We start from the raw sequence: 22,379 nt of genomic DNA on the forward strand, positions 1-22,379 counted from the left end.
CGGCCGCCCCCGCAAAACCCTCGACTGGAACACCCCAGCCGAACGACTACGTGATCTACTACAAACCCAATAACCAGCAGCATTGCGACGACCCCTAGAAACCACCCCGCATTTCGGGTACCGCCACGTCTGCTCGGCGGAGAGGGTTACCGCACCGCGTTGCGCATCCGTCTGGCCGCGACGGCGACGGCGAGCGTCGTCAGCTGGCCGGGCTGGTCGAGGTTCACGTCGAGCAGGCGGGCGATCTGATCCAGCCGGTAGTACAGCGACTGCCTGCGGATGTGCAGCAGTTTGGCCGCCTCGGCCTTGGCTCCTCCACATTCGATCAGCACTTCCAAAGTCCGCATCAGCTGTCCGCCCTTGGCAGCGTCGGCGCGTTCCAGCGCGCCGATCTGGTCGTCGACGAACGACCGCAACGCATCGCCGTCGCCATGGCCGGCCAAGAGCCGTTCCAGTGCGAGCGCCCGCACCCCGAGCGCCGGGCCCGTCACGCCGAGATCCTGGCCGAGGCGCAGCGTCTCACGGGCCTCGGCCATCGCCCGCGACAACGTGTCGATGTCATCGACCACGCGACTGACGGTGACGCACAACCGGTTTCGCGACAATCGCAGGGCACGCGTCGCGACCTGCACCGCGGCGGCGACGTCGGTGCGCGGCTCCGATGCCGACACCGTGAGCACGCCGCACAGCAGGCCGTCGACCAGCCCGAAGATGCCGGGCCCCACGTGGCGCATCAGGGTGTCGGCGACCATGGCAACGGAGTCGGCGCCCTCCGGGTCGACGGCCACACACGCGTAGCGCTGGCCCGACGTCGCGATACCCGCGGCCCGCAGCCGGGTTTCGAGCGCACCGTGATCGCCGGCCTGATTGGCCACCAGGTGATCGAGCACCAGCTGTTGCGCCCGCAGGGTGCCCGCGATTCCTTCACGCATCAGACACAGGCCCAGCACGGTCGGCGCGCGCTCGAGCACTGCGGCGCATAGCAATTCGGGCACACCCGACGGGTCCACAGACAGCCTTCCCCATGCCGTGCCGTCGACCATGACGGGCACCTCCGCGCGCGTCGCGTCGTTGCCGTCGACAGCACCGGCGGTGACCATCACGCGTCCCGCGTAATCGCTGAGCCGCGCCGACGTCCCGAGCATGGCCGCGACCTGGTCGATGAGTTCATCCAGGGTCGCGCCGCGGGCGAGCGCTTCAGACAACGCCCGTGACGTCTCGTCGGCATAGCGCAACCGCGACACCGACCGGTCGATCAGTTCGCTGTTGACCGCCTCGGCGACCTCGGTGAACCGCAATGTCGGGGCCAACTCGACCACCGGGAATCCGAGCGGCTGCGCCTCGTCCACCATTTCCGGCGGCACCTGCGCGAATGTTCTGCCGACCTCGAAGAACAAGCCCGCCACTCCACGCTCGGCCAACCGCCGGATGTAGAGCCTGCGGCCGACCTCGTCGACACCGACCAGACCGACACCGTTGGTCAGCAGCACCTCGTCACCGCGCAGCAGATCCGCGATGTCGTACAGATCGGTGGAGTGCACCCACCGCACGGTGTGGGCCAGGTTCTCGCGGCCGCTGAGCACCGTCGGGTTCGCCGACCGCAGCGACGGGTGGGCAAGCACGTCGCCGACAGTCAAGGTCATACGACAGTATGACCCACACTTACGCCCAAATGTATGACGTTTCGTCCGTTGCCGTCGACTGACCCGCAGGGCACTCTGGTCCACACAACAGCGAGGAGCACTCATGACCACACTCGTCACCGGCGGCCGCGGCTTCGTCGGTCGTCATCTCGTGGACCAACTGCTTGCCGACGGTGAGCGCGTCATCATGTACAACCGCGACTACTCCGTCGACCCTCGCGACGGAGTAGTCGCGGTCCTCGGTGAACTGTTCGACATCCCGCGGCTGACCGACACCCTCACCACCTATGGCGTCGACCGCATCATCCACACCGCCGGGCAGAGCCATCCGGCACTGTCGATCGAACTGCCGGTCACCACGTTCGCCGCCAATGCCGATGGCACGCTTGCGGTTTACGAGGCTGCCCGCATGACAGGTGTGCGCCGCGTCGTGTTCTTCTCGTCGGAATGCGCACTCGGCAACATCGCCGAGCCGGGGCCCGTCAGCGAGGACGTGAAACCTGCCCCCACCACCGTCTACGGCGTCACCAAGGTGGCAGGTGAACTGCTCGGCAGCGCGTACAACTCGCTCTACGAGATGGAAATCGTCTCCCTGCGCATCACCGAGGTGTACGGACCCGGGCTGTGGATGCCCAGCCTGCTCGGCGACATGATCCGGGCCGGCCTGCGTGGCGAGCCCTTCATCCTCGAATCCGGCGGTGACCATGGCTTCCAGTTCGTCTACGTCGACGACGTCGCGACGGCCGCCCGGCTCGCCTCCACCACCGAAAACCTCACTCAACAGGCCTATTTCGTGTCCGGCGGGGACCGGATGACCGTGTTCGAGACCGCCGAACTGCTCGCGAAATTCCTGCCGCAAGCCAAGTTCGACATCGGTCCCGGTTATCTCCCCGACTGGGACCGGCAGGTCCAGTTCGATCTCAGCCGGTCCGAACGCGACCTCGGCTACGTACCGCAATGGCCGCTGGAGAAGGGCCTGGAGAAACAGATCGAGTGGATTCGGGCCACCGAGAACATCTGAACGAAAGGTATTGCAGCACATGGGCGAGATGACGAACCGTATTGCGCTGGTCACCGGCGCCTCATCGGGAATAGGGCTCGCCACCGCCGCGACGCTGGCCCGTGAAGGTGCCGACGTGGCCGTCCTGGCGCGGCCCGAGGACGATCTGTCCGAGGCCGTGCGGCTGGTGAGCGAGCACGGCCGGCGCGCCCTGGCGATCAGCGTCGACGTCCGGGACTCCGCCGCGGTGCGGGCAGCATTCGAGCGGGCCGAAGCCGAGCTCGGCCCCATTGACGCGGTGCTCAACAATGCCGGAATCTCCCGCGTCGCACCGCTAGTCGACACCACCGACAAGGATTTCGACGATCTGGTGGCGATCAACCTTGCCGGATCGTTCTACGTGCTGCGCGAGGCTGCACGTGTCATGCAGCCCCGCCGCCGCGGCTCGATCGTCAACACCGGCTCTGAACTGGCCCTCATGGGCCAGCCGGGCTTCGTCGCCTACACGGCGACCAAGGGTGCCATCGTCGCGATGACCCGCAGTGCCGCAGCGGAATTGGTGACCTGGGGCATTCGGGTGAACTCGGTGTGCCCTGGCACCACAAGAACTCCGCTGCTCATGGTCGAATTCGCCGACAGCGACGATCCCGAGGCCGAGATCGCCGAGATCTCGGCCAGCGTCGCCGCCGGACGGTTCGGCGAACCACAGGAGATCGCCGAAGCTGTGGTGTTCCTGCTGTCCGACCGGGCCAGTTACGCGGTGGGCACGCATCTCGTGGTCGACGGTGGCCGGTCCACCTGCATACCCGCCGGCAACATCGGCGTCTCTGATTGAGCAACAAGGAGTTACGACATGACTGAACAAAAGCCTCGACTGTACCGGGAGATGACCTGGCCGGAGATCGCCGAGGCGGCGCGCGCCGACATCCCCGTCGCCATCCCCATCGGCTCGACCGAGCAGCACGGCCACCACCTGCCGGTCTGCACCGACTGGCTGATCCCCGAGAAGCTGCTGGAGGAAGCCAGCCGCCGGACCGACCTGGTCGTCGGGCAGTTCGTCCCGTTCGGTTACCGCAGCAGGCCGGGCAGCGGTGGCGGACAACATATTCCGGGCACCCTGTCGCTGCGGGCGACCACCTATATCGCGCTGCTCGAGGACATCCTCAGTGAGCTCAAGCGGGCCGGGTTCCGCAACATCGTGCTGTACAACTGGCACTACGAAAACAGCGGATTCATCTATGAGCCCGCGTTTCTGATCTCCGAGAAGCATCCCGAACTGAAGATCCTCGTGATGGAGGACGCCAACCCCGACTTCACACCGGACCGCCAACAAGCCATCTGGCCCGACGGTTTCCCGGGGCTCGCGCTCGAGCATGCCGCCGTGATCGAGACCTCGCTGCTGCTACACCACGCACCCCATCTGGTGCACGCCGAGCACATCAAGGCCGACGCCCCGCAGCGAGTGGTCAACCACGATGTGCTGCCCATCGACACCCGCATGTCCACCACCACCGGCACGCTGTCATCCCCCGAGGCGGCCTCTGCCGAGAAAGGCAAGATGCTCACCGAGTGGATGGTCGACCGCCTCGTGGCCATCCTCGACGAGGAGTTCGGCGACCGCCGCTGATCCCCTTGCACCTTGCACCGCGAGCGTGCGTGTCTGTCCCTCGACACGCCGCTCGCGGTCGGCATTTCGCGCACGCTCGCGGTGCTTAGGCAGTCGGTTGCCACACGATGGGTAGCGAGCAATCCGTGCTCGCGCCGGGGCTTTCGATGAGTGAGCGTGGACCCCGACGTCCACGCACGTCACGATGTCACGCATATCGGCCGGTGTGGAGTTCATGCGCGGCACGTCATCTGCGTCGTCGACGACCGGCGTCGGACGCGGTCAACGGCGAAGCTCACCACCAACCAACGACACAGCGAGCGTGCGCGAAATGCTGCCCTGACACGGCGTGTTGGGTAACAGACACGCACGCTCGCGGTGCTGGGTGCGCGGGGCCAGGCCTACCCGTGCAAGTGCAGCGGCGCACCGGATACGGCCATCAGGGCCTCACCCAACGCCTCGTTCTGGGTCGGGTGAGCATGAACGAACCGGGCTGCCTCGTCGGCCTTCACGCCCAGGTTGTAGAGCAGCTGGGCCTCGCCGATCAGCTCGGATACCCCGGCTCCGATCATGTGCACACCCACCACTGCCCCGGCCGGATCGACCACGAGCTTGACCGCACCCGAGGCCTTGAGGATCTGGCTGCGCCCGTTGCCGGCCAGGTCGTAGGTGACAGTTTCCACGCCATCGCCGTACTGCTCACGCGCCGCCTCCTCAGTGAGGCCGACCGATGCGATCTCGGGGTGACAATAGGTGACTCGAGGTATGCCTGCGTCGGCGACCAACTCCGCCTCGCGGCCCGCGATCCGTTCGGCGACGAAAATGCCGTGCTGAAATGCGCGGTGTGCCAACTGTAGTCCGCCGACGATGTCACCGATGGCGTAGATGCTCGGCACGCTGGTGCGCAACGATTCGTCGGTCACCACGAACCCGCCTTCGACCGTCACGCCGTTCTCGGCCAGGCCGAGGCCCTCGGTACGGGGGGCGCGGCCGACCGCGACCAGGAGCACGTCGGCACTGAGCACATCACCGGATTCCAGGGTGACCTGCACGGCGTTCTCATCGGAAGTCACCTCCGTGACCCGCGTACCGGTCTTGGCGGTGATGCGGCGGCGACGGAACAACCGCTCCAGGTATGTGGAGATGGCGGCGTCTTCGTTGGGCACCAGCCGGGGCAGTGCTTCGACGATGGTCACCTTGGTGCCGAACGAGGCCCAGAGACTGGCGAATTCGACACCGATCACGCCACCGCCGAGAATAATCGCCGTATCGGGGATGGTGGCGAGCTCCAGGGCCTGATCGCTGGTCAGCACGCGGTCAGAGGTCGCGATGGCGCCGGGCACCTTCGGTGCCGATCCGGTGGCGAGCACGATCGTGCGTCCGGTGACGGTGGTGCCGTCGACGTCGACCGACCTCGGCCCGGTGAGCGTGCCACGACCGTTGACGACGGTGATCCCGAGGCCCTCGATCAACCCTGACAAGCCTTTGTACAGGCGCGACACAACGGTGTTCTTGAAGCCGTGCAGTTTCTCGGGGTCGACGCCCTCGAAGGTCGCGTTGACGCCGAATTGGGTTGCCGTGCGGGCATTGTCGGCGACCTCGGCGGCGTGGAGCAGCGCCTTGGTCGGGATGCAGCCGCGGTGCAGGCAGGTGCCGCCCACCTGAGCCTCGTCGATCAGGATGACCGATTGCCCGAGTTGCGCCGAGCGGATCGCCGCGGCGTAACCACCCGGGCCTCCGCCGAGGATGACGACATCAGCTGTATTCATGTAAGGCTCCTTCGTGGTGTGCAATGGCGGCGCGCGCCTCGTTGTAGAGAGTTCCGGCCCGATAGGACGAGCGCACCAACGGTCCTGACATCACACCGAGGAAGCCGATGTCACGCGCGACTGCGCCGAGTTCGGCGAATTCGTCTGGCGTGACCCACCGTTCGATGGGGTGATGCCGCGGCGTGGGCCGCAGGTACTGCGTGATGGTGATCAATTGGCAGCCGGCGGCGTGCAGATCCCGCAGGGCCTGCACGATCTCCTCGGTGGTCTCCCCCATGCCGAGGATCAGGTTCGACTTGGTGATGAGGCCGTGCTCGCGCGCACGTGACAGCACTGCGAGCGAGCGGGCGTAGCCGAAGCCCGGCCGGATGCGGCGGAAGATGCGTGGCACGGTTTCGAGGTTGTGCGCCAATACTTCCGGGGCGGCGTCGAACACCTCGTCGAGCTGCGCGGGCGTCCCGGTGAAGTCGGGGATCAACAGTTCGACGCCGGTGCCCGGGCAGACCCCGTGGATCTGCTGGACGGTCTCGGCGTACAGCCAGGCGCCGCCGTCGGGCAGGTCGTCGCGCGCCACCCCGGTGACGGTCGCGTAGCGCAGCTGCATCTGCGCCACCGATTCGGCGACGCGTCGTGGTTCGTCGCGGTCCAGTGGTTCCGGGCGCCCGGTGGCGATCTGGCAGAAGTCGCACCGCCGCGTGCACTGATCGCCGCCGATCAGGAATGTCGCCTCGCGCGCTTCCCAGCATTCGAAGATGTTGGGGCAGCCCGCTTCCTGGCATACGGTGTGCAGATCGTTGCGCTGCACGAGGGCCGACAGTTCGCGATACTCCGGCCCGGTCCGTAGCTGTGTCTTCATCCACGACGGCTTGCGTTCCACGGGAGTCTGCGCATTGCGGACCTCCAGCCGCAGCAAGCGGCGGCCTTCTGGGGTGACGGTCATGGCATCAGCACTCGACGACATTGACCGCGACGGCGAGCCCACCGGTCGAGGTCTCTTTGTACTTGGCACTCATGTCCATCCCCGTGGCCCACATGGTGTCGATGACCTCGTCGAGGCTGACCCGGTGGGTGCCGTCCCCACGCAGCGCCATGCGTGCCGCGTTGATGGCCTTGCCTGCCGAGATCGCATTGCGCTCAATGCACGGGATCTGGACGAGCCCGCCGATGGGATCGCACGTGAGGCCGAGGCTGTGCTCCATCGCGATCTCGGCGGCGTTCTCGACCTGCTGCGGTGTGCCCCCGAGGATTTCGGCGAGCGCACCGGCAGCCATCGACGCCGCAGACCCCACCTCGCCCTGGCAACCGACCTCGGCACCTGAGATCGAGGCCCGCTCCTTGTACAGCGAGCCGATCGCCCCGGCCGTGAGCAGGAAGCGGATGGTCGCGGCATCCGGATCGGTGAGCCCTGCGCGCGTGTAGTGCAGCGCGTAGTACAGGACGGCCGGGATGATGCCCGCGGCACCGTTGGTCGGTGCGGTCACGATGCGTCCGCCGGAGGCGTTCTCCTCGTTGACCGCCAACGCCACCAGGTTCACCCAGTCCTCGGCGAATGCCGGATCACGTTGCGGGTCTTCGGCGGCCAGCCGCACGAACCAGTCGTGCGCGCGTCGCCGCACCCGCAGGTTGCCGGGCAGGTAACCGTCGCGGGACATACCTTTGGTCTGGCAGGCGACCATGACATCGCGGATGTGCAGCAGCCGCTCTCGCACCTCTGTTTCGGTGCGGGTCGCGCATTCGAGCCGCATCATCGCCTGGCTCACCGCGATCCGATCGCGTTCGGTCACCGCCAACAGGTCGGCCGCCGACCGGAAGCCACTGTCGCCCACCGGTTCGCCGGTCTCCCGGTGCGTCGCCTCCGCTTCGGTGACGACGAATCCGCCGCCGATGGAGAAGTACGTCTCGTGGTACACCTCCTCACCGCCGGCGGCGACGGCGGTCACCGTCATGGCGTTCGGGTGATGCCCACGCTGCGTCAACGGATGCAGCACCATGTCAGACTCGGTGAGCGCCAACAGAATCCGTCCGGCGAGCTGGATCTTGCCCTCGACCCGGATGGCCGCGAGCCGTCGTTCCATGTCATCGGTCTCGATGGTCTCGGGCCGGTATCCTTCCAGGCCCAGCAGGATCGCCGGCATGGTGCCATGCCCGGCACCGGTTGCGGCCAGCGAGCCGAACAGGTCGACGCGGACATCGGCGACCTCGTCGAGTAGGCCGCGCGCGACGAGCTCGTCGACGAACCTGCCTGCGGCCCGCATCGGCCCGACGGTGTGCGAACTCGACGGGCCGATGCCGACCGAGAACAGGTCGAACACACTGATGGCCATTACAGCTCCGGGTAGAGCGGGAACTGTTCGGCCAGCGAGCGCACCTGCGCCGCAAGGTCATCGGTATCGGCGCCGGGAGCGGCGATCAGAGCGCGGACGATGATGTCGGCGACCTTCGCGAACTCCTCGTCACCGAATCCGCGGGCGGCCAGTGCCGGGGTGCCGATGCGCAGCCCGGACGTCACCATCGGCGGGCGGGGGTCGAACGGCACGGCGTTGCGGTTCACGGTGATGCCGACGGCGTCGAGCCGGTCCTCGGCCTGCTGCCCGTCGATGGCGGCGTTGCGCAGATCCACCAGCACCAGATGCACATCGGTTCCGCCGGTCAGCACCGTGATTCCGGCGGCCTGGGCGTCGGGCTGATTCAGCCGCTCGGCCAGGATCTGCGCACCGCGCAGCACGCGTCGCTGACGCTCGGCGAACTCCGGCAGCGCGGCCATCTTGAATCCGACGGCCTTGGCGGCGATGACGTGCTCGAGCGGTCCACCCTGCTGGCCGGGGAACACCGCCGAGTTGATCTTCTTGGCGATGTCGGCCTCGTTGGTGAGGATGACGCCGCCGCGGGGACCGCCCAGGGTCTTGTGGGTCGTGGAGGTGACGACGTGGGCGTGCGGGACCGGTGAGGGATGCAAGCCGGCGGCGACCAGGCCGGCGAAGTGGGCCATGTCGACCATCAGGTAGGCGCCCACCTCGTCGGCGATCTCACGGAACCGCGCGAAGTCGAGTTGCCGTGGGTAGGCCGACCATCCGGCGATGATCAACTGCGGCTTGTGCTCTCGCGCCGCGTCGGCAACAGCGTCCATGTCGATGAGGTAGTCCTCCTTGGACACCCCGTACGCGGCGACGTTGTACAGCTTGCCGGAGAAGTTCAACCGCATGCCGTGGGTCAGGTGGCCCCCGCAGTCCAGGGACAAACCGAGGATAGTGTAACCGGGTGCGATGAGCGCATGCATCACCGCGGCATTGGCCTGCGCACCCGAATGTGGCTGCACATTGGCGAATTCGGCGCCGAAGATGCCCTTCACCCGGTCGATGGCGAGCCGTTCGATGACGTCGACGTGTTCGCAGCCACCGTAGTAGCGGCGACCCGGATAGCCTTCGGCATACTTGTTGGTCAGCACCGAGCCCTGGGCCTGCATGACCGCGAGCGGCGCATGGTTCTCCGAGGCGATCATCTCCAGGCCGAGCCGCTGGCGGTTCAGTTCGTCGCCGATGGCCGAGGCGATCTCGGGGTCGAACGCGGCGAGATCCTGATCGAGCACAGTCATGACTACGCCTCGCTCTTCGCTGCGTATTCGGCGGCGGTCAGCAGCGTTCCCGCTGCGGTCGGCTGCACCTCGAAAAGCCAGCCCTCGCCGTAGGGGTCGGACGTAACCAGGGCGGGATCGTCGACAGCGGCCGTGTTGACCGCGGTGACGGTGCCGCTGACCGGTGGGTACAGCTCGGACACGGTCTTGGTGGATTCCACCTCACCACAGGTCTCGCCCGCGGTGATGGTGGCCCCGACCTCAGGCAGGTCGAGGAACACCAGATCACCCAGCGCCGCCGCGGCGACCGAGGTGATGCCGACGCGCACCGGAACGTCGGGTAATGCGGCGCCGGGCGCGATCAGCACCCATTCGTGTTCCTCGGTGTAGCTGCGATCGTCCGGAATCGTGATGTCTGCCATGCTCAATCCTTTTCAGTTGCGGCGGTAGAACGGCGCCGGGGTGACTTCGAACTGCTCTTTGTTGCCGCGAATGTCGACGTGCAGGACCGTTCCCGGTTCTGCCAGCGACGCATCCAGGTAGGCCAGGGCGATCGGGTAGCCGAGTGTGGGCGACAGTGCGCCCGAGGTGACGGTTCCGACGGCGGCTCCATCAGGTCCGTGGTGAACGGTGTAGCCGGCGCGGGCCGCGCGCCGCGTCGAACCCTTCAGCCCGACCAGCACCCGCTGTACGGGCAGTTCGGAAAGCCGCTGCAGCGCATCGCGTCCCACGAAATCCTTGGTCAGCCGAACGACCTTGCCGAGTCCCGCCTCATACGGGTTGGTGGCCTTGTCGAGTTCGTGCCCATAGAGAGCCATACCGGCCTCCAGCCGCAGGGTGTCGCGGCACGCCAGGCCCGCGGGGGACCCGCCGGCGGCAGTGGTGGCCGCCAGCAGCGACCGCCACAGGTCCACCGCGTGCGCGTTGGGCACATAGAGTTCGAAGCCGTCCTCCCCGGTGTACCCGGTGCGGGCCAGCAGCACGTCGATGCCACCCACGCGAGCCTCGGTCGCCGCGTAGTACTTGAGATCTCGCACCGTCTGACCGTCGGACACAAGCGAACTCACAATGGCTTCGGACGCAGGCCCCTGCACGGCGATCAGCGCCGTGTCGAGCGACTGGTCGTCCACCTTGGCGTCGAATCCGCCGGTCCGGCTGCGCAGTTCGTCCGCGACCGTCGGAGCGTTCGCCGCGTTGGCGACGACCAGGAAGTGCTCGTCGGAGAGCCGGTACACCACCAGATCGTCGATGACCCCGCCGTCGGTGTCGCACATCAGTGAGTACTTGGCGCGTCCGACGGCGATCTTGGAGGCCTCACCGACCAGCGCGAAATCCAGCGCTGCCGCGGATTGCGGCCCCGTGATGGAGATCTCACCCATGTGGGACAGGTCGAACAGCCCCGCGGTTTCGCGCACCGCCCGGTGCTCGGCCAGTTCACTGCCGTACTTCAGCGGCATCGCCCAACCCGCGAAGTCGGTGAAACTGGCGCCCAGTTCCCGGTGTTCGTCGATCAATGGCGAAGCCGGAGTGCGGTCGACGGTCATGCTGTTCTCGCTCATGCAAAGGCCTCCTGAAGGGTCGGTTCGGTCTGGAACGCCTCGGGTGCTGGGCACGAGCAGGCGAGGTTGCGATCACCGTGCACGCCGTCGATGCGGCGGACCGGCGGCCAATACTTGGCCCGCCGCAACGAGGCCACCGGATATGCCGCGTACTGCCTGCTGTAGGGCAGGGTCCACTCGGCATCGGTGACCTGCTCGGCGGTGTGCGGCGCCTGCCGCAGCGGGCTCTGCTCCAGCGCCCACTCCCCCGAGTCGACGCGGCTGATCTCGTCGTGGATGCCGACCATGGCCGCGATGAACCGGTCCAGCTCGGCCAGATCCTCCGATTCGGTGGGCTCCACCATCAGGGTGCCGTTGACCGGGAAGGACAGGGTCGGCGCGTGAAAACCGTAGTCGATCAACCGCTTTGCGACGTCCTCGGCCGTCACCCCGGTGCGTTTGGTGATCTCCCGCAGGTCCAGGATGCACTCGTGCGCGACCAACCCGGACTCCCCGGTGTAGAGCACCGGGTACCGGTCGGCCAGCGACGCGGCCAGATAGTTGGCGGCCAGCACCGCGGTCTTCGTTGCGGCGGTCAGCCCGTCGGGTCCCATCAGCGCCAGATAGGCCCAGGTGATCGGGAGGATGCCCGCCGAGCCGTAATTGGCGGCCGACACCGGCGCCGGGCCCTCGGCGTTCATCGGATCGCCCGGCAGGAACGGCGCCAGGTGCGCCCGCACAGCGACCGGACCGACACCTGGGCCGCCGCCACCGTGTGGGATGCAGAATGTCTTGTGCAGGTTCAGGTGTGAGACATCGCCGCCGAACTCACCCGGTTTGGCCAGGCCGACAAGGGCATTCAGATTGGCCCCGTCGACGTACACCTGGCCGCCCGCGCTGTGCACGAGATCGCACACGGTGCGCACCTCGGTCTCGTACACACCGTGGGTGGACGGGTAGGTCAGCATGATGGCCGCCACGCGTCCGTCGTGGTCGGAGAGCTTGGCCTGCAAATCGTCGACATCGATGTTGCCGTTGGGCGCCGTCTTCACCACCACCACGCGCATGCCGGCCAACACAGCTGATGCCGCGTTGGTGCCGTGCGCGGATTGCGGGATGAGGCATACATCGCGTTCGACGTCACCGCGCGACCGGTGGTAGGCGTTGATGGCCAGCAGACCGGCAAGCTCACCCTGCGATCCGGCGTTGGGCTGCAATGAAACCCGGTCATAGCCGGTGATCTCGGCCAGCCAGTCCTCGAGATTGCCGATCAGCTCGCGGTACCCGGCCGTCTGCGTGGCCGGGGCATACGGGTGGATGCCGGCGAATCCGGGCCAGCTGATCGGCTCCATCTCGGCAGCGGCGTTGAGCTTCATGGTGCACGAGCCGAGCGGGATCATCGTGCGGTCCAGCGCAAGGTCCTTGTCCGAAAGTTCCCGAAGGAAGCGCAACATGGCGGTCTCGGAGCGGTGCCGGTGAAACACCGGATGGGTCAGGTAATCCGACGTGCGGAGCACCTCTGCGGGCAACGCGACGATATCCCCCGATGTGACGGGGACGGCACCGAACACGTCGAGCACGCGCCGCACGATGTCGTCGGTGGTGCGCTCGTCGCAGGAGATGCCGACGTGGTCGGCGTCGACCAGACGCAGGTTGATTCCGGCGCGGTCGGCGGCGGCGACGATGTCGTGGGCCCCGCCGGGGATACGCACCGTCACGGTGTCGAAGAACTGGTCGTGGACGATCTCGCGGCCCGCGAACCGCAGGCTCTCCGCGAGCGCGACGGCATGGGCGTGCACGCGGGTTGCGATGGCGCGCAAGCCTTCCGGACCGTGGTAGGCCGCGTACATGGCGGCGACGTTGGCCAACAGTGCCTGCGCGGTGCAGATGTTGCTGGTCGCCTTGTCCCGGCGGATGTGCTGTTCGCGGGTCTGCAGGGCGAGCCGGTAGGCGGGCTTGCCGTCCACGTCGACGGATACCCCGACGAGCCGGCCCGGCAGCATGCGCTCCAGGCCCGACCGCACCGACATGTACCCGGCGTGCGGGCCGCCGAAGAACAGCGGCACACCGAACCGCTGCGCCGAGCCCACGGCGATGTCGGCGCCCTGCTCGCCGGGAGCCGTGATCAGCGTCAGGGACAGCAGATCGGCCGCGACCGTGGTGAGCATGCCGCGGTCGGCGGCCGCGGCGATCAGCGGCGCATGGTTGCGGACGGCACCGCTGGCGCCGGGCGATTGGAAGACGACACCGAAAGCGTCACCGTCGGGCAGTGCCTGCGACAGGTCAGCGACCACCACCTCGATGCCCACCGCCTCGGCGCGTCCCTGCACCACCGCCAGCGTCTGGGGCAGGCAATCAGCATCCAGCACAACGCGATTGGACTTCGAGGACTTGTTGGCCCGGCGCATCAGCAGCACGGCCTCCATCACCGCGGTGGCCTCGTCGAGCAGCGATGCGCCGGCCACCGGCAGTGCCGTGAGGTCCTCGATGACGGTCTGGAAGGTCAGCAGCGCCTCGAGCCTGCCCTGGGAGATCTCCGGCTGGTACGGCGTGTATGCGGTGTACCAGGCCGGCGACTCCAACATATTGCGTCGCAGGACGGCGGGAGTGATGGTGTCGTGGTAGCCGAGACCGATCATCTGCACGCGCGTCTGATTGCGGTCGGCCAGCGCACGCAGCGCGTCGAGCACCTGCTCCTCGGATCGCGCCGCGGGCAGCCGCAACCCGTCGGTACTGCGGATCTGGGCGGGGACGGCCGCGTCGACCAACGCGTCGACGGACGGGTAGCCGAGCACGTCGAGCATGCGGGCTTGGCCGGTGCGGTCGGGGCCGATATGGCGATCGCGAAAAACACTGTCGCCGTTGACAACTTCAGAAAGCTCAGGCACGAGGTGACTCCGGTTTCGGGGCGCCGCGGTGACGCGACGTATCGGGTGGTGACACCTCCCCGCTCTGTCCTGAAACCTGAGAGTTTTAGCGCTGGCGCGCTGTTCCCCTTCGGTAAGCGGGATCCGTGGATCCCGCTGTTCTCCAGAGTTGCCTCGACACTGCGGTATTGGGCCTGAGAGATTCCCGGGGAGGAGTTGCTCCTACGGCGCCTCCGAACAACGGAGGTTCTCCCACAGTGCGTCAACGACGTTTTCAGTTGTGTGATGAATGCTACGTCATGGATGGGCGGTTGTGGCAACCTCACCGTTGACGGGCAAGTTGGTGCGGGCTCCGGCGACCATGAGCGAGACGATGTCGAAGACCAGCGTGGCCGCCGCGACGCAGGTGATCTCGGCGTGATCGTAGGCCGGGGCCACCTCGACGACGTCGGCGCCGACGATGTTGAGGCCGGTCATCTTTCGCAGCATCTTGAGCAGCTCACGCGAGGTCAGACCACCCATCTCGGGCGTGCCGGTGCCCGGGGCGAACGCAGGGTCCAGCACGTCGATGTCGATGGACAGGTACACCGGGACGTCGGCGACCCGGCGGCGAAGCACGTCCACGGCCGCGTCGACGCCGATCACGTCGAGGTCGCCGGCCCGAATGATCTTGAAACCCATCCTGGCGTCGTCGTCGAGGTCCATCTGGTCGTAGATCGGACCGCGGATGCCCACGTGGATCGAGTGGTCCTCGATGAGCAAACCCTCCTCGAACGCGCGCCGGAAAATGGTGCCATGAGTGACCGGGGCGTTGAAGTAGGTGTCCCAGGTATCCAGGTGCGCGTCGAAGTGGACGAGTGCGACGGGGCCGTGTTTGGCATGCAGCGCACGAAGATTGGGCAGCGCGATGGTGTGGTCACCGCCGATGGACACGATGCGGCGATCGCCGCCGGCGAGGATGTCGGAGGCATGGTCCTGGATCTGCCGGCACGCCTCGTCGATGTTGTACGGCGTTACCGCGACGTCGCCGGCGTCCACCACCTGGACGTGTTCGAGCGGTGCGACACCCAGTTCGACGTGATACCCCGGGCGCAGCGTGCGGGCCGCGGTACGCACCGCGAGCGGACCGAACCGCGCACCCGGGCGGTAGGAGGTACCGCCGTCGAACGGCACGCCGAGGATCGCGATGTCGTAATCGGACACCTCATGGATGTCGGCGATCCTGGCAAAGGTGCCCTTGCCCGCATACCGCGGAACCTGCGTGGCGGGCACAGCTCCGATGATGCCGTTGCGCGTGGTCATCTGTGGTTTCCAGCCTTTCGGATCGCCGGTTGTTCGACTGCCAGCATCTGCCCCCGCGGCCACCGATGGCGAGCAGATAATGCCCAAACCCCCGGCGCCGTCTTTGAGCGATCGCACAATCGCCCTGTCGTTCTGTGACGGCGGTTTTCATGGTTGGCTGAGTGTCGTGACCGACAGCACGACGTGCGCCATCGTGGGTGGCGGCCCGGCCGGCATGATGCTCGGCCTGATCCTGGCCCGATGCGGGGTCGATGTGACGGTGTTGGAGAAGCACGCCGACTTCCTGCGGGACTTCCGCGGCGACACCGTGCACCCCAGCACCATGCGCCTGCTGGACGAGCTGGGCCTGCTGCAGAAGTTCGATGAAATCCCTTACAGCAAGGTCGAAAAGGGCGACTTCACCGTCGACGGACGGGCCGTCACCATGGTCGACTTCCGGCGGCTGCGGCAACCCCATCCCTATGTCGCGATGGTGCCGCAGTGGGATTTTCTCGACCTGCTGGCCGACGCCGGCAAATCCGAACCCCATTTCACGCTGCGGATGCAGACCGAGGTCACCGGACTGCTGCGCGACGGGGACCGGATCACCGGTGTCCGCTATGAGAGCCCGGACGGCCCCGGCGAGCTGCGCGCGGACCTCACCGTGGGTTGCGACGGCCGCTGGTCGGTCACCCGCCGGGAATCCGGCCTGTCGGTCCGCGAGTACCCGGTGCCGTTCGACGTGTGGTGGTTGCGCGTGCCCCGCACCAACGACGGCGACTATTCGCTCATTCCGCGAACCGCCCCCGGCAAGGCGCTGATCATGATCCCGCGGCGGGGCTACTTCCAGATCGCCTACCTGATTCCCAAAGGTAGCGACGCGGGGCTGCGGGCCCGCGGCCTGGACCGCTTCAAAAGTGAGCTCGCCGAGCTGATTCCGGAGTCCGATGTCGATTCGCTGAATTCGTGGGACGACGTCAAGTTCCTCGACGTACGGCTCAACCGTCTGCACACTTGGCATCGCGACGGGCTGCTGTGCATCGGCGATGCCGCACACGCCATGTCCCCGGCCGGCGGCGTCGGCGTCAACGTCGCGATCCAGGACGCTGCCGCGGCGTCCCGGCTGTTGCATGCGCCGCTACGTGAGCGCCGCGTCAGCGAGGCCGACTTGGCCGCGGTGCAGCGCCAACGCACCGTGCCCACCGTCGTCACCCAGGGCTTCCAGCGAATCGTGCATCGGCAGGTGCTGGCGCCGGCCATGGCGGGCAAGGAGATCATCCCGCCGCCTGCCCTGCGGAGCCTGCTGCACCGGCTGCCCCGGTTGGCTACCGTGCCGGGCTACATCATCGGCACCGGAGTACGCCCCGAACACGTCCCGGCCATCGCCCGGCGCCGCTGAACGACGCCGCGCCGTGTGAGTTTGCGCCCACTGGCGCACCGCGGTCCTCCGACCAGGTACCGTGCGCACATCTCGATGCCGTAGATCTAAGGTCGATCGGTACTGAACTGCGGACACATCTGGTACCGGGGAGGCGGTCGATCAGCGATGTCACAGGAGTTGTCGAAGGCGGATTCCAGCGCGCCGGTCACCGCTGACTCCCCGAAAAAACGGCGGGCCCTTCAGCGTCGGGGATTCAAGCTGTCCACGCCCGTGGGTGAGATCGCGTTTGCCATCCGCACGCCGAAATACCAGGCGCCTGTGCCCAAGTGGTTCGACCCGTTCGGTATCGCCGGCCGGGCCACCGACGCCGCCAAGGTCGGTATGCAACTCGCCAGCTGGGGCGAAGAACAGCTGATGACGCTGCTTCGCGACCGCCTCGACGCGGTCGAGTCGACGCCCAAGACGCTGCAGTCGGCCGAGCCCGACGAGCCGACCACCGAATCGCTGCACACCAAGATGGGCCGGCTGCTTGAGCGTGCGCTGGACCAGAGCACCAGCGGCAGCCAGGTCGAGTTGTACCACCGGCTGCTCAACCAGCTCGTCGCCGACGAAGCCCGCATCATCGGTGCGCTGTCGGACGGCGCGTCCTCGCCTCTGGTCAACGTCCGGTCCTGGACGCGCTCGCGGACCCCCGGGCAGGCCGTCCTGGAGAACGCGTGCCTGATCGGCCGCACCGCCAACGTCGCACTGCCCGGCATGGTGCCGCAGTACGTCGGGCATCTGCTGTCGTTGGGCCTGGTGGAGACCGGACCCGAAGACCCAGGGATGAAGAGCGACTACGAGGTGCTGCTGGCAGAGCCTGCGGTGCTCGCGGCGATCAAGACCGCGACGCGCGGTCCGCTGACGGCACGCGTCGAGCGACTCACGTTGAGCCTCTCCAGCCTGGGCATGGGGTTGTGGGAGGCGGCTATGCAGCAGGACGGTCGGTGAGCACGACCAGCCAAACGATCCTCGCCATCCAGAACTGGCAAGAGATCAAGGCTGACTTCGGCGCCAACTGGCTCATCTATCTCTCCATGCCCTTCGTGGCCGCGTTCGTCGGCTGGAGCACCAAAATCGTGGCGCTGGAGATGCTCTACCGCCCCCTGACCTTCGTCGGCATCGGCCCGATCGGCTGGCAGGGCATCGTCCCGCGCCGGGCGGGCAAGGTGGGGTCCAAGACCATCGAGCTGCTCACACAGAACCTGCTCAAGCCCGAGGAACTGCTCGCGAAGGTCGACGCCAAGGAGGCCGTCGAGAACCTCCGCGAGCCCCTGACGCAGGCAGTGGACGAGATCTCCCGCGAACTCGCCGAGCAGATCCGGCCGGGATTGTGGGATTCGCTGCCCGACGCGGCCCGCCGCACCATTCAGACCCGCATCCACGATCAGACCCCCAAGGTCGTCGAGAAGATGCTCGACGAGATGCGGGCCGACCTGCCCCGCTTCGTCGACGTGCAGTTCCTGGCGGTCACCACGCTGGTCCGCAACAAGGAGAAGCTCAACAAACTGATGCGCGGGCTGGGCGACAATGCCATGGCGTTCGTCCGGCGCAGCGGCATCTACTTCGGCCTCGGCATCGGCCTGGTGCAGATGGTGGCGTGGGCACTGTTCCAGAACCCGTGGATCATGCCGGCGTTCGGCTTCGGCGTCGGCTTCATCAGCGACTACATCGCGCTGAACATGCTGTTTCGGCCAGTTCAGCCGACCAAGTATCTGGGGTTCATCCCGTTCCAGGGGCTGCTGCACGCGCAGCGCGACACCATCACCAAGGACTACGCGAGGATTCTGTCCGAAGATCTGTTCTCGCCGGAGATCCTGTTCGACGGCATCCTGCGCGGGCCCGGCGCCGACAAGCTCTTCGCACTGGTCGGCAAAGAGGTCGAAGCCGCCATCGACGCGCAGACCGGCATCGCCACTCCCCTGGTGAAACTCGCCATCGGTACCCAGCGATACAACGCGCTCAAGGACAACCTCGTGCAGATGGTGCTCGAGCGGCTGCCCACCACGCTGCGCGACGCGCAGGACTACGCGATGAGCGCACTGGATCTCGAGCAGACCATCGTCGACAAGATGGGGCAGCTCACCAACGAGGAGTACGAGTCCATCCTGCGGCCGGTCTTCAAAGATGACGAGCCGACGATGATCGCAGTCGGCGCCATCCTCGGCGGCATCGTCGGTGAGATCCAGGTGCAGATCATCGAACATTTCGGCCGCACACCCGAAACCGCCGCCATGGTCGACGTGGTGCGCACGGCACTGCACCACTGAGTCGCCGGAATAACCATCCCGACACGTCCGTTGCATGGACCGTCCCATTAAAACTAAACTGATCGTACAGTTCAGTTGAGTCAGAAAAGGCAGGTCACAGCCATGAGCGTTTGGTTCATCACCGGAGCATCCCGCGGTTTCGGCTTGGAGATCGCCCGCGAGGCCCTCTCGCGCGGTCACGACGTGGTCGCCACCGCACGCGATGCCGCCGCCATCACCAAGGCCCTGCCCGACGCGGGCGAGCACCTGCTGGCCGTGACGCTCGACGTCACCGACGAAGCGCAGGCCCGGGAAGCCGCTCGCGCGGCGGTCGAGCGATTCGGTCGCATCGACGTGCTGATCAACAATGCGGGCCGCGGCCTGCTGGGCGCCGTCGAAGAAGCCACCGACGCCGAAATTCGTGCGGTCTACGACACCAATGTCTTCGGCCTGCTCACCGTCACCCGCGCGGTGACGCCGGTACTGCGCGCACAGCGTTCCGGCACCGTGGTCAACATCTCCTCGATCGGCGGGTTCGTCAGCTCGCCCGGCTGGGGTGTGTACGCGTCCACCAAGTTCGCCGTCGAGGCACTCTCGGAGGCGCTGTATGCCGAGCTCAAACCGCTGGGCGTACACGCGATGGTGGTCGAGCCCGGCTACTTCCGCACCGACTTCCTCGACTCCTCGAGCCTGCAGACCCAGCAGCGGACCATCGACGACTACACCGACGGCCCGGCCGGTCAGATGCGGATCGTCGCAGGTCAGCGCAATCACGATCAACCAGGAGATCCGGTGAAGGCCGCCAACGCCATCATCGATGTCGTCGAGTCCGCGCAGCCGCCACTGCGCCTGCAGCTGGGCCGCGACACCGTCGCCGCGGTCGAGGCAAAGATCGCCCACGTGCAGTCCGAGCTGGCTCAGTGGCGTGCCGTCGCCGAGTCCACCGACCACGACGATGTCGCCTGAAGCCTCCGGCGCCGGCGCAAAGGCCTTCATCCGCCCCACCGGCGCGCGCAGCGACCGCATCCACCAGGCCATCCTGACCGCAACCGCCGACCTGCTCGACGAGGGCGGCTTCCCCGCCACCACGGTCGACGCGATCGCGGCGCGGTCCGGCGCCAGTAAGGCCACCATCTACAAGCACTGGCCCTCGCGCACCGCGGTCGCAGCCGAGGCGTTCGGGACGATGATGGCCCAGGCCCTGCCACTGCCCGATACCGGAAGCACAGCAGGGGATCTCACCGAACAGGTGGTGCGGGTCTCGGCCTTCTACGCCAGTGCCCGCGGCGACGTGTTCGCCCAGCTACTCGCGGCGTGCGTCGACGACCCGGCAGGCGCGGCGTACTTCCGCGAGTACTTCCTCGACGGCAGACGGGCGGCCATCACCACCCTGTGGCAGCGCGGCGTGACCCGCGGCGACGCCGATCCGAGCCTGCTGATCGACGACGCCATCGACATCCTGTTCGGCCCCCTGATCTTCCGGCGCATGACCGGTCACTACGCGCTCACCGAGCAGCATGCCCGTCAGTTGGCCAAGACGGCATTGAGTGGCCTGCTCAGCCCGTCACCACCGTGACGGTGCACCGCTGCGGATCCGGCCGATCTCCGACCGAGCGAACTGGACGGCTGGAGTATCCGCACCGCGCGAGCGCGCCAATTCCTGAGCCAAGTCGTAGCCCGCCTCAAGGACTTGCCGGGCTTTGCGTCGAACAGCTCTGGGGCGCAATGACTTCCGATAACGCCGTCGAGTTCTGCGGTTGCCCGCGATGGCGTCGAGTTCAGCCTCGGCCAGCACACCCGAGGCCACCTCGGGCGCAAGCACACTGCGCAGCAGCGCCCGCTCCTGCGGCACGGTCAGCGCATAGACCCGGAAGAAAATGATCAGCGTCACCAACAGGATGGCCCCCCAGAGCACGATCAGCAGCACGGTGCTGCCACCGACCAGGCTTCCCGCCGAGTCCCAGAGTCCGTGCAGCACCGGCGCCGACACCATGAGCAGCAGCCCGCGGCCCACCCTGCGCGGTTCGGCGGGGCGGCCCAGCACATAGATGAGCCCGGCGCAGAAGATCGCGGTGTAGGCGAAATGCCCGCCGACTCCGGTCAGCATGCGCAGCACCATGACGACGGCCATGCCGTCCTGATCGCGCAAGGCGTACAACATGTCCTCGAGCAACTGGAATCCCAGACCGATGACCAAACCGATGATGAATCCGTCGAACGCGGTACGCACGATGCGCGGCGCCAGCACGATCAGCAGCACCAGCCCGGCGCCCTTGGCCAGTTCCTCGGTGACCGGTGCCGACAAACCCGCGGCCCAGTCCAACGACCAACGCTGGCCGAACTGTTTGGCGTACAGATCCCCGATGGCCGTGTTGGCGACGGCTGCCATCGCCCAGGTCGCGGCGAAGGCACCCCACACCAGAGCCGTGGTCAGCAGCTTGACCGGAAGCTCGGTGTAGCGGTCGGCGCGCTGGGCCAGGAACCAGATGACCGCGCCATAGATCGCGAACACGACGGCCGCGGTCAAAACCGAGTGCGGGTTGAAACTTCCCACCGAATCGGCGAACTGACCGAGCCCGACGAGGACCAGCAACACATATACCCAGAAAGCCAGGTTGCGGGGCTGGGTGAAGACGAAGCGGCGCCCCCACCCGGACGCGTCGATCGCTGAGATGCGCTCGGCGACAAGGGTATCCATGTGCACTGCGTCCGGCGCGGTCATCGATCGGCCTGCGGGTCACGCCGGATGCTGGTGATCATGCGGTTGGCTGTGTCGCGCTCACTGCTCGTCGCCAGCAGCGGCTCGATCGCGACGGCCTTCACCGCGAAACCGTCGATGACGAACGCCGCCAACACCTTGTGCGCCACGGGATCCGTGACGTCGACAGTCCGGCCCTGCACGCCCTGATCGGTGGTCAGCGGGGCCCGCGTGCCCGTCGTCGCCTCAGCGCCGTCGGGCTCGGCCCGCCGCACGCGCTCCTCGAGTTGGGCCAGCGCGGCGTCGGCGTCGCCCTTGAACGGCACCACCCCGACCGACAGCGACGCGTCCCCGTTGACCACGGTCGCCGTGCTCGGATAGCCGCTCGCCGGTTCGTTGCCGCGGCGCACGCCGTCGGTGATGCCCCAGCCCGGCTCGGGCACGAACGTGACCCCGTCGGCCAACTGCATGATGTCGCCGGGCGCCACCTGTTCGGTGTAGGTGAACGACGAATTCACCACCGGCGCAACCACAGTCATCACGATCGCGAGTGCCAGGACGGCCAGGGCCGGAGGGATGGTGCGGCGGTCAAGGCCGCACCAGCGCCGGTCGGCGGGCACCCACCGTTCGTCGGGCTCGTAAACGGGCTGCATGTGCGCAGATTACCGGCGCCTCCCGACCGGTCCGGCATCCGGGACGGTAACGCCCAACGCGCCTGCGGCAATCCCGAAGGACGC

General features: G+C 67.1%; 19 protein-coding genes and 1 riboswitch. Of the genes, 8 read left to right on the plus strand and 11 right to left on the minus strand.

Annotated features, from left to right (window positions below; all coding sequences use genetic code 11):
* Positions 1 to 146 precede the first annotated feature (146 nt).
* Positions 147 to 1,643, minus strand: a complete 1,497-nt coding sequence (locus RMCB_RS24160) for a PucR family transcriptional regulator (protein WP_062830805.1) — start codon at positions 1,641 to 1,643, stop codon at positions 147 to 149.
* Positions 1,644 to 1,746: 103 nt separating this feature from the next.
* Here RMCB_RS24160 and RMCB_RS24165 point away from each other — a divergent pair, with 103 nt between their 5' ends.
* The 3 genes from RMCB_RS24165 to RMCB_RS24175 are packed head-to-tail and all read left to right on the plus strand — an operon-like array spanning position 1,747 to position 4,270.
* Positions 1,747 to 2,664 (plus strand): NAD-dependent epimerase/dehydratase family protein, encoded by a 918-nt coding sequence (locus RMCB_RS24165; protein WP_062830806.1) that lies wholly within the window; start codon positions 1,747 to 1,749, stop codon positions 2,662 to 2,664.
* 19 nt (positions 2,665 to 2,683) lie between these two features.
* A complete protein-coding gene (locus RMCB_RS24170) occupies positions 2,684 to 3,478 on the plus strand; it encodes an SDR family NAD(P)-dependent oxidoreductase (RefSeq protein WP_234792224.1) in 795 nt (264 codons plus the stop codon).
* A gap of 18 nt (positions 3,479 to 3,496) precedes the next feature.
* Positions 3,497 to 4,270: a creatininase gene (locus RMCB_RS24175; RefSeq protein WP_062830807.1), complete on the plus strand. Its 774-nt coding sequence runs from the start codon at positions 3,497 to 3,499 to the stop codon at positions 4,268 to 4,270.
* A gap of 380 nt (positions 4,271 to 4,650) precedes the next feature.
* Here RMCB_RS24175 and lpdA read toward each other — a convergent pair whose 3' ends face one another.
* From lpdA to speB, 8 genes are all read right to left on the minus strand, one after another.
* Positions 4,651 to 6,018 carry a dihydrolipoyl dehydrogenase gene (lpdA, locus tag RMCB_RS24180; protein WP_062830808.1) on the minus strand — a complete coding sequence of 456 codons (1,368 nt, stop codon included), beginning with the start codon at positions 6,016 to 6,018 and terminating at the stop codon, positions 4,651 to 4,653.
* Positions 6,005 to 6,958: a lipoyl synthase gene (gene lipA / locus RMCB_RS24185; RefSeq protein ID WP_062830809.1), complete on the minus strand. Its 954-nt coding sequence runs from the start codon at positions 6,956 to 6,958 to the stop codon at positions 6,005 to 6,007. Before lipA ends, lpdA begins: the two co-directional genes overlap by 14 nt.
* Before the next feature lie 4 nt (positions 6,959 to 6,962).
* Positions 6,963 to 8,342, minus strand: coding sequence for an L-serine ammonia-lyase (locus RMCB_RS24190; protein WP_062830810.1), 1,380 nt, complete (start codon positions 8,340 to 8,342; stop codon positions 6,963 to 6,965).
* A complete protein-coding gene (gene glyA, locus RMCB_RS24195) occupies positions 8,342 to 9,610 on the minus strand; it encodes a serine hydroxymethyltransferase (protein ID WP_062830811.1) in 1,269 nt (422 codons plus the stop codon). Before glyA ends, RMCB_RS24190 begins: the two co-directional genes overlap by 1 nt.
* Before the next feature lie 2 nt (positions 9,611 to 9,612).
* Complete coding sequence (gcvH, locus tag RMCB_RS24200) at positions 9,613 to 10,011, minus strand: glycine cleavage system protein GcvH (RefSeq protein WP_029373929.1); 399 nt, start codon at positions 10,009 to 10,011, stop codon at positions 9,613 to 9,615.
* Positions 10,012 to 10,023: 12 nt separating this feature from the next.
* Positions 10,024 to 11,133 (minus strand): glycine cleavage system aminomethyltransferase GcvT, encoded by a 1,110-nt coding sequence (gene gcvT / locus RMCB_RS24205; RefSeq protein ID WP_062830823.1) that lies wholly within the window; start codon positions 11,131 to 11,133, stop codon positions 10,024 to 10,026.
* Positions 11,134 to 11,144: 11 nt separating this feature from the next.
* A complete protein-coding gene (gcvP, locus tag RMCB_RS24210) occupies positions 11,145 to 13,931 on the minus strand; it encodes an aminomethyl-transferring glycine dehydrogenase (protein WP_234792225.1) in 2,787 nt (928 codons plus the stop codon).
* 236 nt (positions 13,932 to 14,167) lie between these two features.
* Positions 14,168 to 14,259: riboswitch (glycine riboswitch) on the minus strand.
* Positions 14,260 to 14,291: 32 nt separating this feature from the next.
* Positions 14,292 to 15,296 (minus strand): agmatinase, encoded by a 1,005-nt coding sequence (gene speB, locus RMCB_RS24215; RefSeq protein ID WP_062830813.1) that lies wholly within the window; start codon positions 15,294 to 15,296, stop codon positions 14,292 to 14,294.
* Positions 15,297 to 15,462: 166 nt separating this feature from the next.
* Between speB and RMCB_RS24220 the strand changes: the two genes are divergently transcribed.
* From RMCB_RS24220 to RMCB_RS24240, 5 genes are all read left to right on the plus strand, one after another.
* Positions 15,463 to 16,674 (plus strand): FAD-dependent oxidoreductase, encoded by a 1,212-nt coding sequence (locus RMCB_RS24220; RefSeq protein ID WP_062830824.1) that lies wholly within the window; start codon positions 15,463 to 15,465, stop codon positions 16,672 to 16,674.
* Between the two features lie 147 nt (positions 16,675 to 16,821).
* The gene (locus RMCB_RS24225; RefSeq protein ID WP_201028343.1) at positions 16,822 to 17,646 is read left to right on the plus strand and encodes an Abi-alpha family protein; all 825 of its coding nucleotides are present in this window, start codon (positions 16,822 to 16,824) and stop codon (positions 17,644 to 17,646) included.
* Positions 17,643 to 18,965: a DUF445 family protein gene (locus tag RMCB_RS24230; protein ID WP_062830825.1), complete on the plus strand. Its 1,323-nt coding sequence runs from the start codon at positions 17,643 to 17,645 to the stop codon at positions 18,963 to 18,965. Before RMCB_RS24225 ends, RMCB_RS24230 begins: the two co-directional genes overlap by 4 nt.
* A 102-nt stretch (positions 18,966 to 19,067) precedes the next feature.
* On the plus strand, positions 19,068 to 19,910 hold the full coding sequence (locus RMCB_RS24235; protein WP_062830814.1) for an oxidoreductase: 843 nt from the start codon (positions 19,068 to 19,070) through the stop codon (positions 19,908 to 19,910).
* Positions 19,900 to 20,520, plus strand: a complete 621-nt coding sequence (locus tag RMCB_RS24240) for a TetR/AcrR family transcriptional regulator (RefSeq protein ID WP_062830815.1) — start codon at positions 19,900 to 19,902, stop codon at positions 20,518 to 20,520. Before RMCB_RS24235 ends, RMCB_RS24240 begins: the two co-directional genes overlap by 11 nt.
* On the opposite strand, the gene RMCB_RS24245 is transcribed toward RMCB_RS24240, so the two are convergent.
* Both RMCB_RS24245 and RMCB_RS24250 read right to left on the minus strand, forming a co-directional pair.
* Positions 20,509 to 21,666 carry a PrsW family intramembrane metalloprotease gene (locus tag RMCB_RS24245; protein WP_062830816.1) on the minus strand — a complete coding sequence of 386 codons (1,158 nt, stop codon included), beginning with the start codon at positions 21,664 to 21,666 and terminating at the stop codon, positions 20,509 to 20,511. The genes RMCB_RS24240 and RMCB_RS24245 overlap by 12 nt on opposite strands.
* Positions 21,663 to 22,295 carry a hypothetical protein gene (locus RMCB_RS24250; protein ID WP_029373937.1) on the minus strand — a complete coding sequence of 211 codons (633 nt, stop codon included), beginning with the start codon at positions 22,293 to 22,295 and terminating at the stop codon, positions 21,663 to 21,665. Before RMCB_RS24250 ends, RMCB_RS24245 begins: the two co-directional genes overlap by 4 nt.
* Positions 22,296 to 22,379 lie beyond the last annotated feature (84 nt).

The sequence above is a fragment of the Mycolicibacterium brisbanense genome (assembly GCF_001570425.1).
Lineage (GTDB): Bacteria > Actinomycetota > Actinomycetes > Mycobacteriales > Mycobacteriaceae > Mycobacterium > Mycobacterium brisbanense.

Coding starts and splice junctions, on each gene's coding strand:
- RMCB_RS24160 (WP_062830805.1), bottom strand. CDS start 1,643: ATGACCTTGACTGTCGGCGACGTGCTTGCCCACCCGTCGCTGCGGTCG.
- RMCB_RS24165 (WP_062830806.1), top strand. CDS start 1,747: ATGACCACACTCGTCACCGGCGGCCGCGGCTTCGTCGGTCGTCATCTC.
- RMCB_RS24170 (WP_234792224.1), top strand. CDS start 2,684: ATGGGCGAGATGACGAACCGTATTGCGCTGGTCACCGGCGCCTCATCG.
- RMCB_RS24175 (WP_062830807.1), top strand. CDS start 3,497: ATGACTGAACAAAAGCCTCGACTGTACCGGGAGATGACCTGGCCGGAG.
- lpdA (WP_062830808.1), bottom strand. CDS start 6,018: ATGAATACAGCTGATGTCGTCATCCTCGGCGGAGGCCCGGGTGGTTAC.
- lipA (WP_062830809.1), bottom strand. CDS start 6,958: ATGACCGTCACCCCAGAAGGCCGCCGCTTGCTGCGGCTGGAGGTCCGC.
- RMCB_RS24190 (WP_062830810.1), bottom strand. CDS start 8,342: ATGGCCATCAGTGTGTTCGACCTGTTCTCGGTCGGCATCGGCCCGTCG.
- glyA (WP_062830811.1), bottom strand. CDS start 9,610: ATGACTGTGCTCGATCAGGATCTCGCCGCGTTCGACCCCGAGATCGCC.
- gcvH (WP_029373929.1), bottom strand. CDS start 10,011: ATGGCAGACATCACGATTCCGGACGATCGCAGCTACACCGAGGAACAC.
- gcvT (WP_062830823.1), bottom strand. CDS start 11,133: ATGACCGTCGACCGCACTCCGGCTTCGCCATTGATCGACGAACACCGG.
- gcvP (WP_234792225.1), bottom strand. CDS start 13,931: ATGCTCGACGTGCTCGGCTACCCGTCCGTCGACGCGTTGGTCGACGCG.
- speB (WP_062830813.1), bottom strand. CDS start 15,296: ATGACCACGCGCAACGGCATCATCGGAGCTGTGCCCGCCACGCAGGTT.
- RMCB_RS24225 (WP_201028343.1), top strand. CDS start 16,822: ATGTCACAGGAGTTGTCGAAGGCGGATTCCAGCGCGCCGGTCACCGCT.
- RMCB_RS24235 (WP_062830814.1), top strand. CDS start 19,068: ATGAGCGTTTGGTTCATCACCGGAGCATCCCGCGGTTTCGGCTTGGAG.
- RMCB_RS24240 (WP_062830815.1), top strand. CDS start 19,900: ATGTCGCCTGAAGCCTCCGGCGCCGGCGCAAAGGCCTTCATCCGCCCC.
- RMCB_RS24245 (WP_062830816.1), bottom strand. CDS start 21,666: ATGACCGCGCCGGACGCAGTGCACATGGATACCCTTGTCGCCGAGCGC.
- RMCB_RS24250 (WP_029373937.1), bottom strand. CDS start 22,295: ATGCAGCCCGTTTACGAGCCCGACGAACGGTGGGTGCCCGCCGACCGG.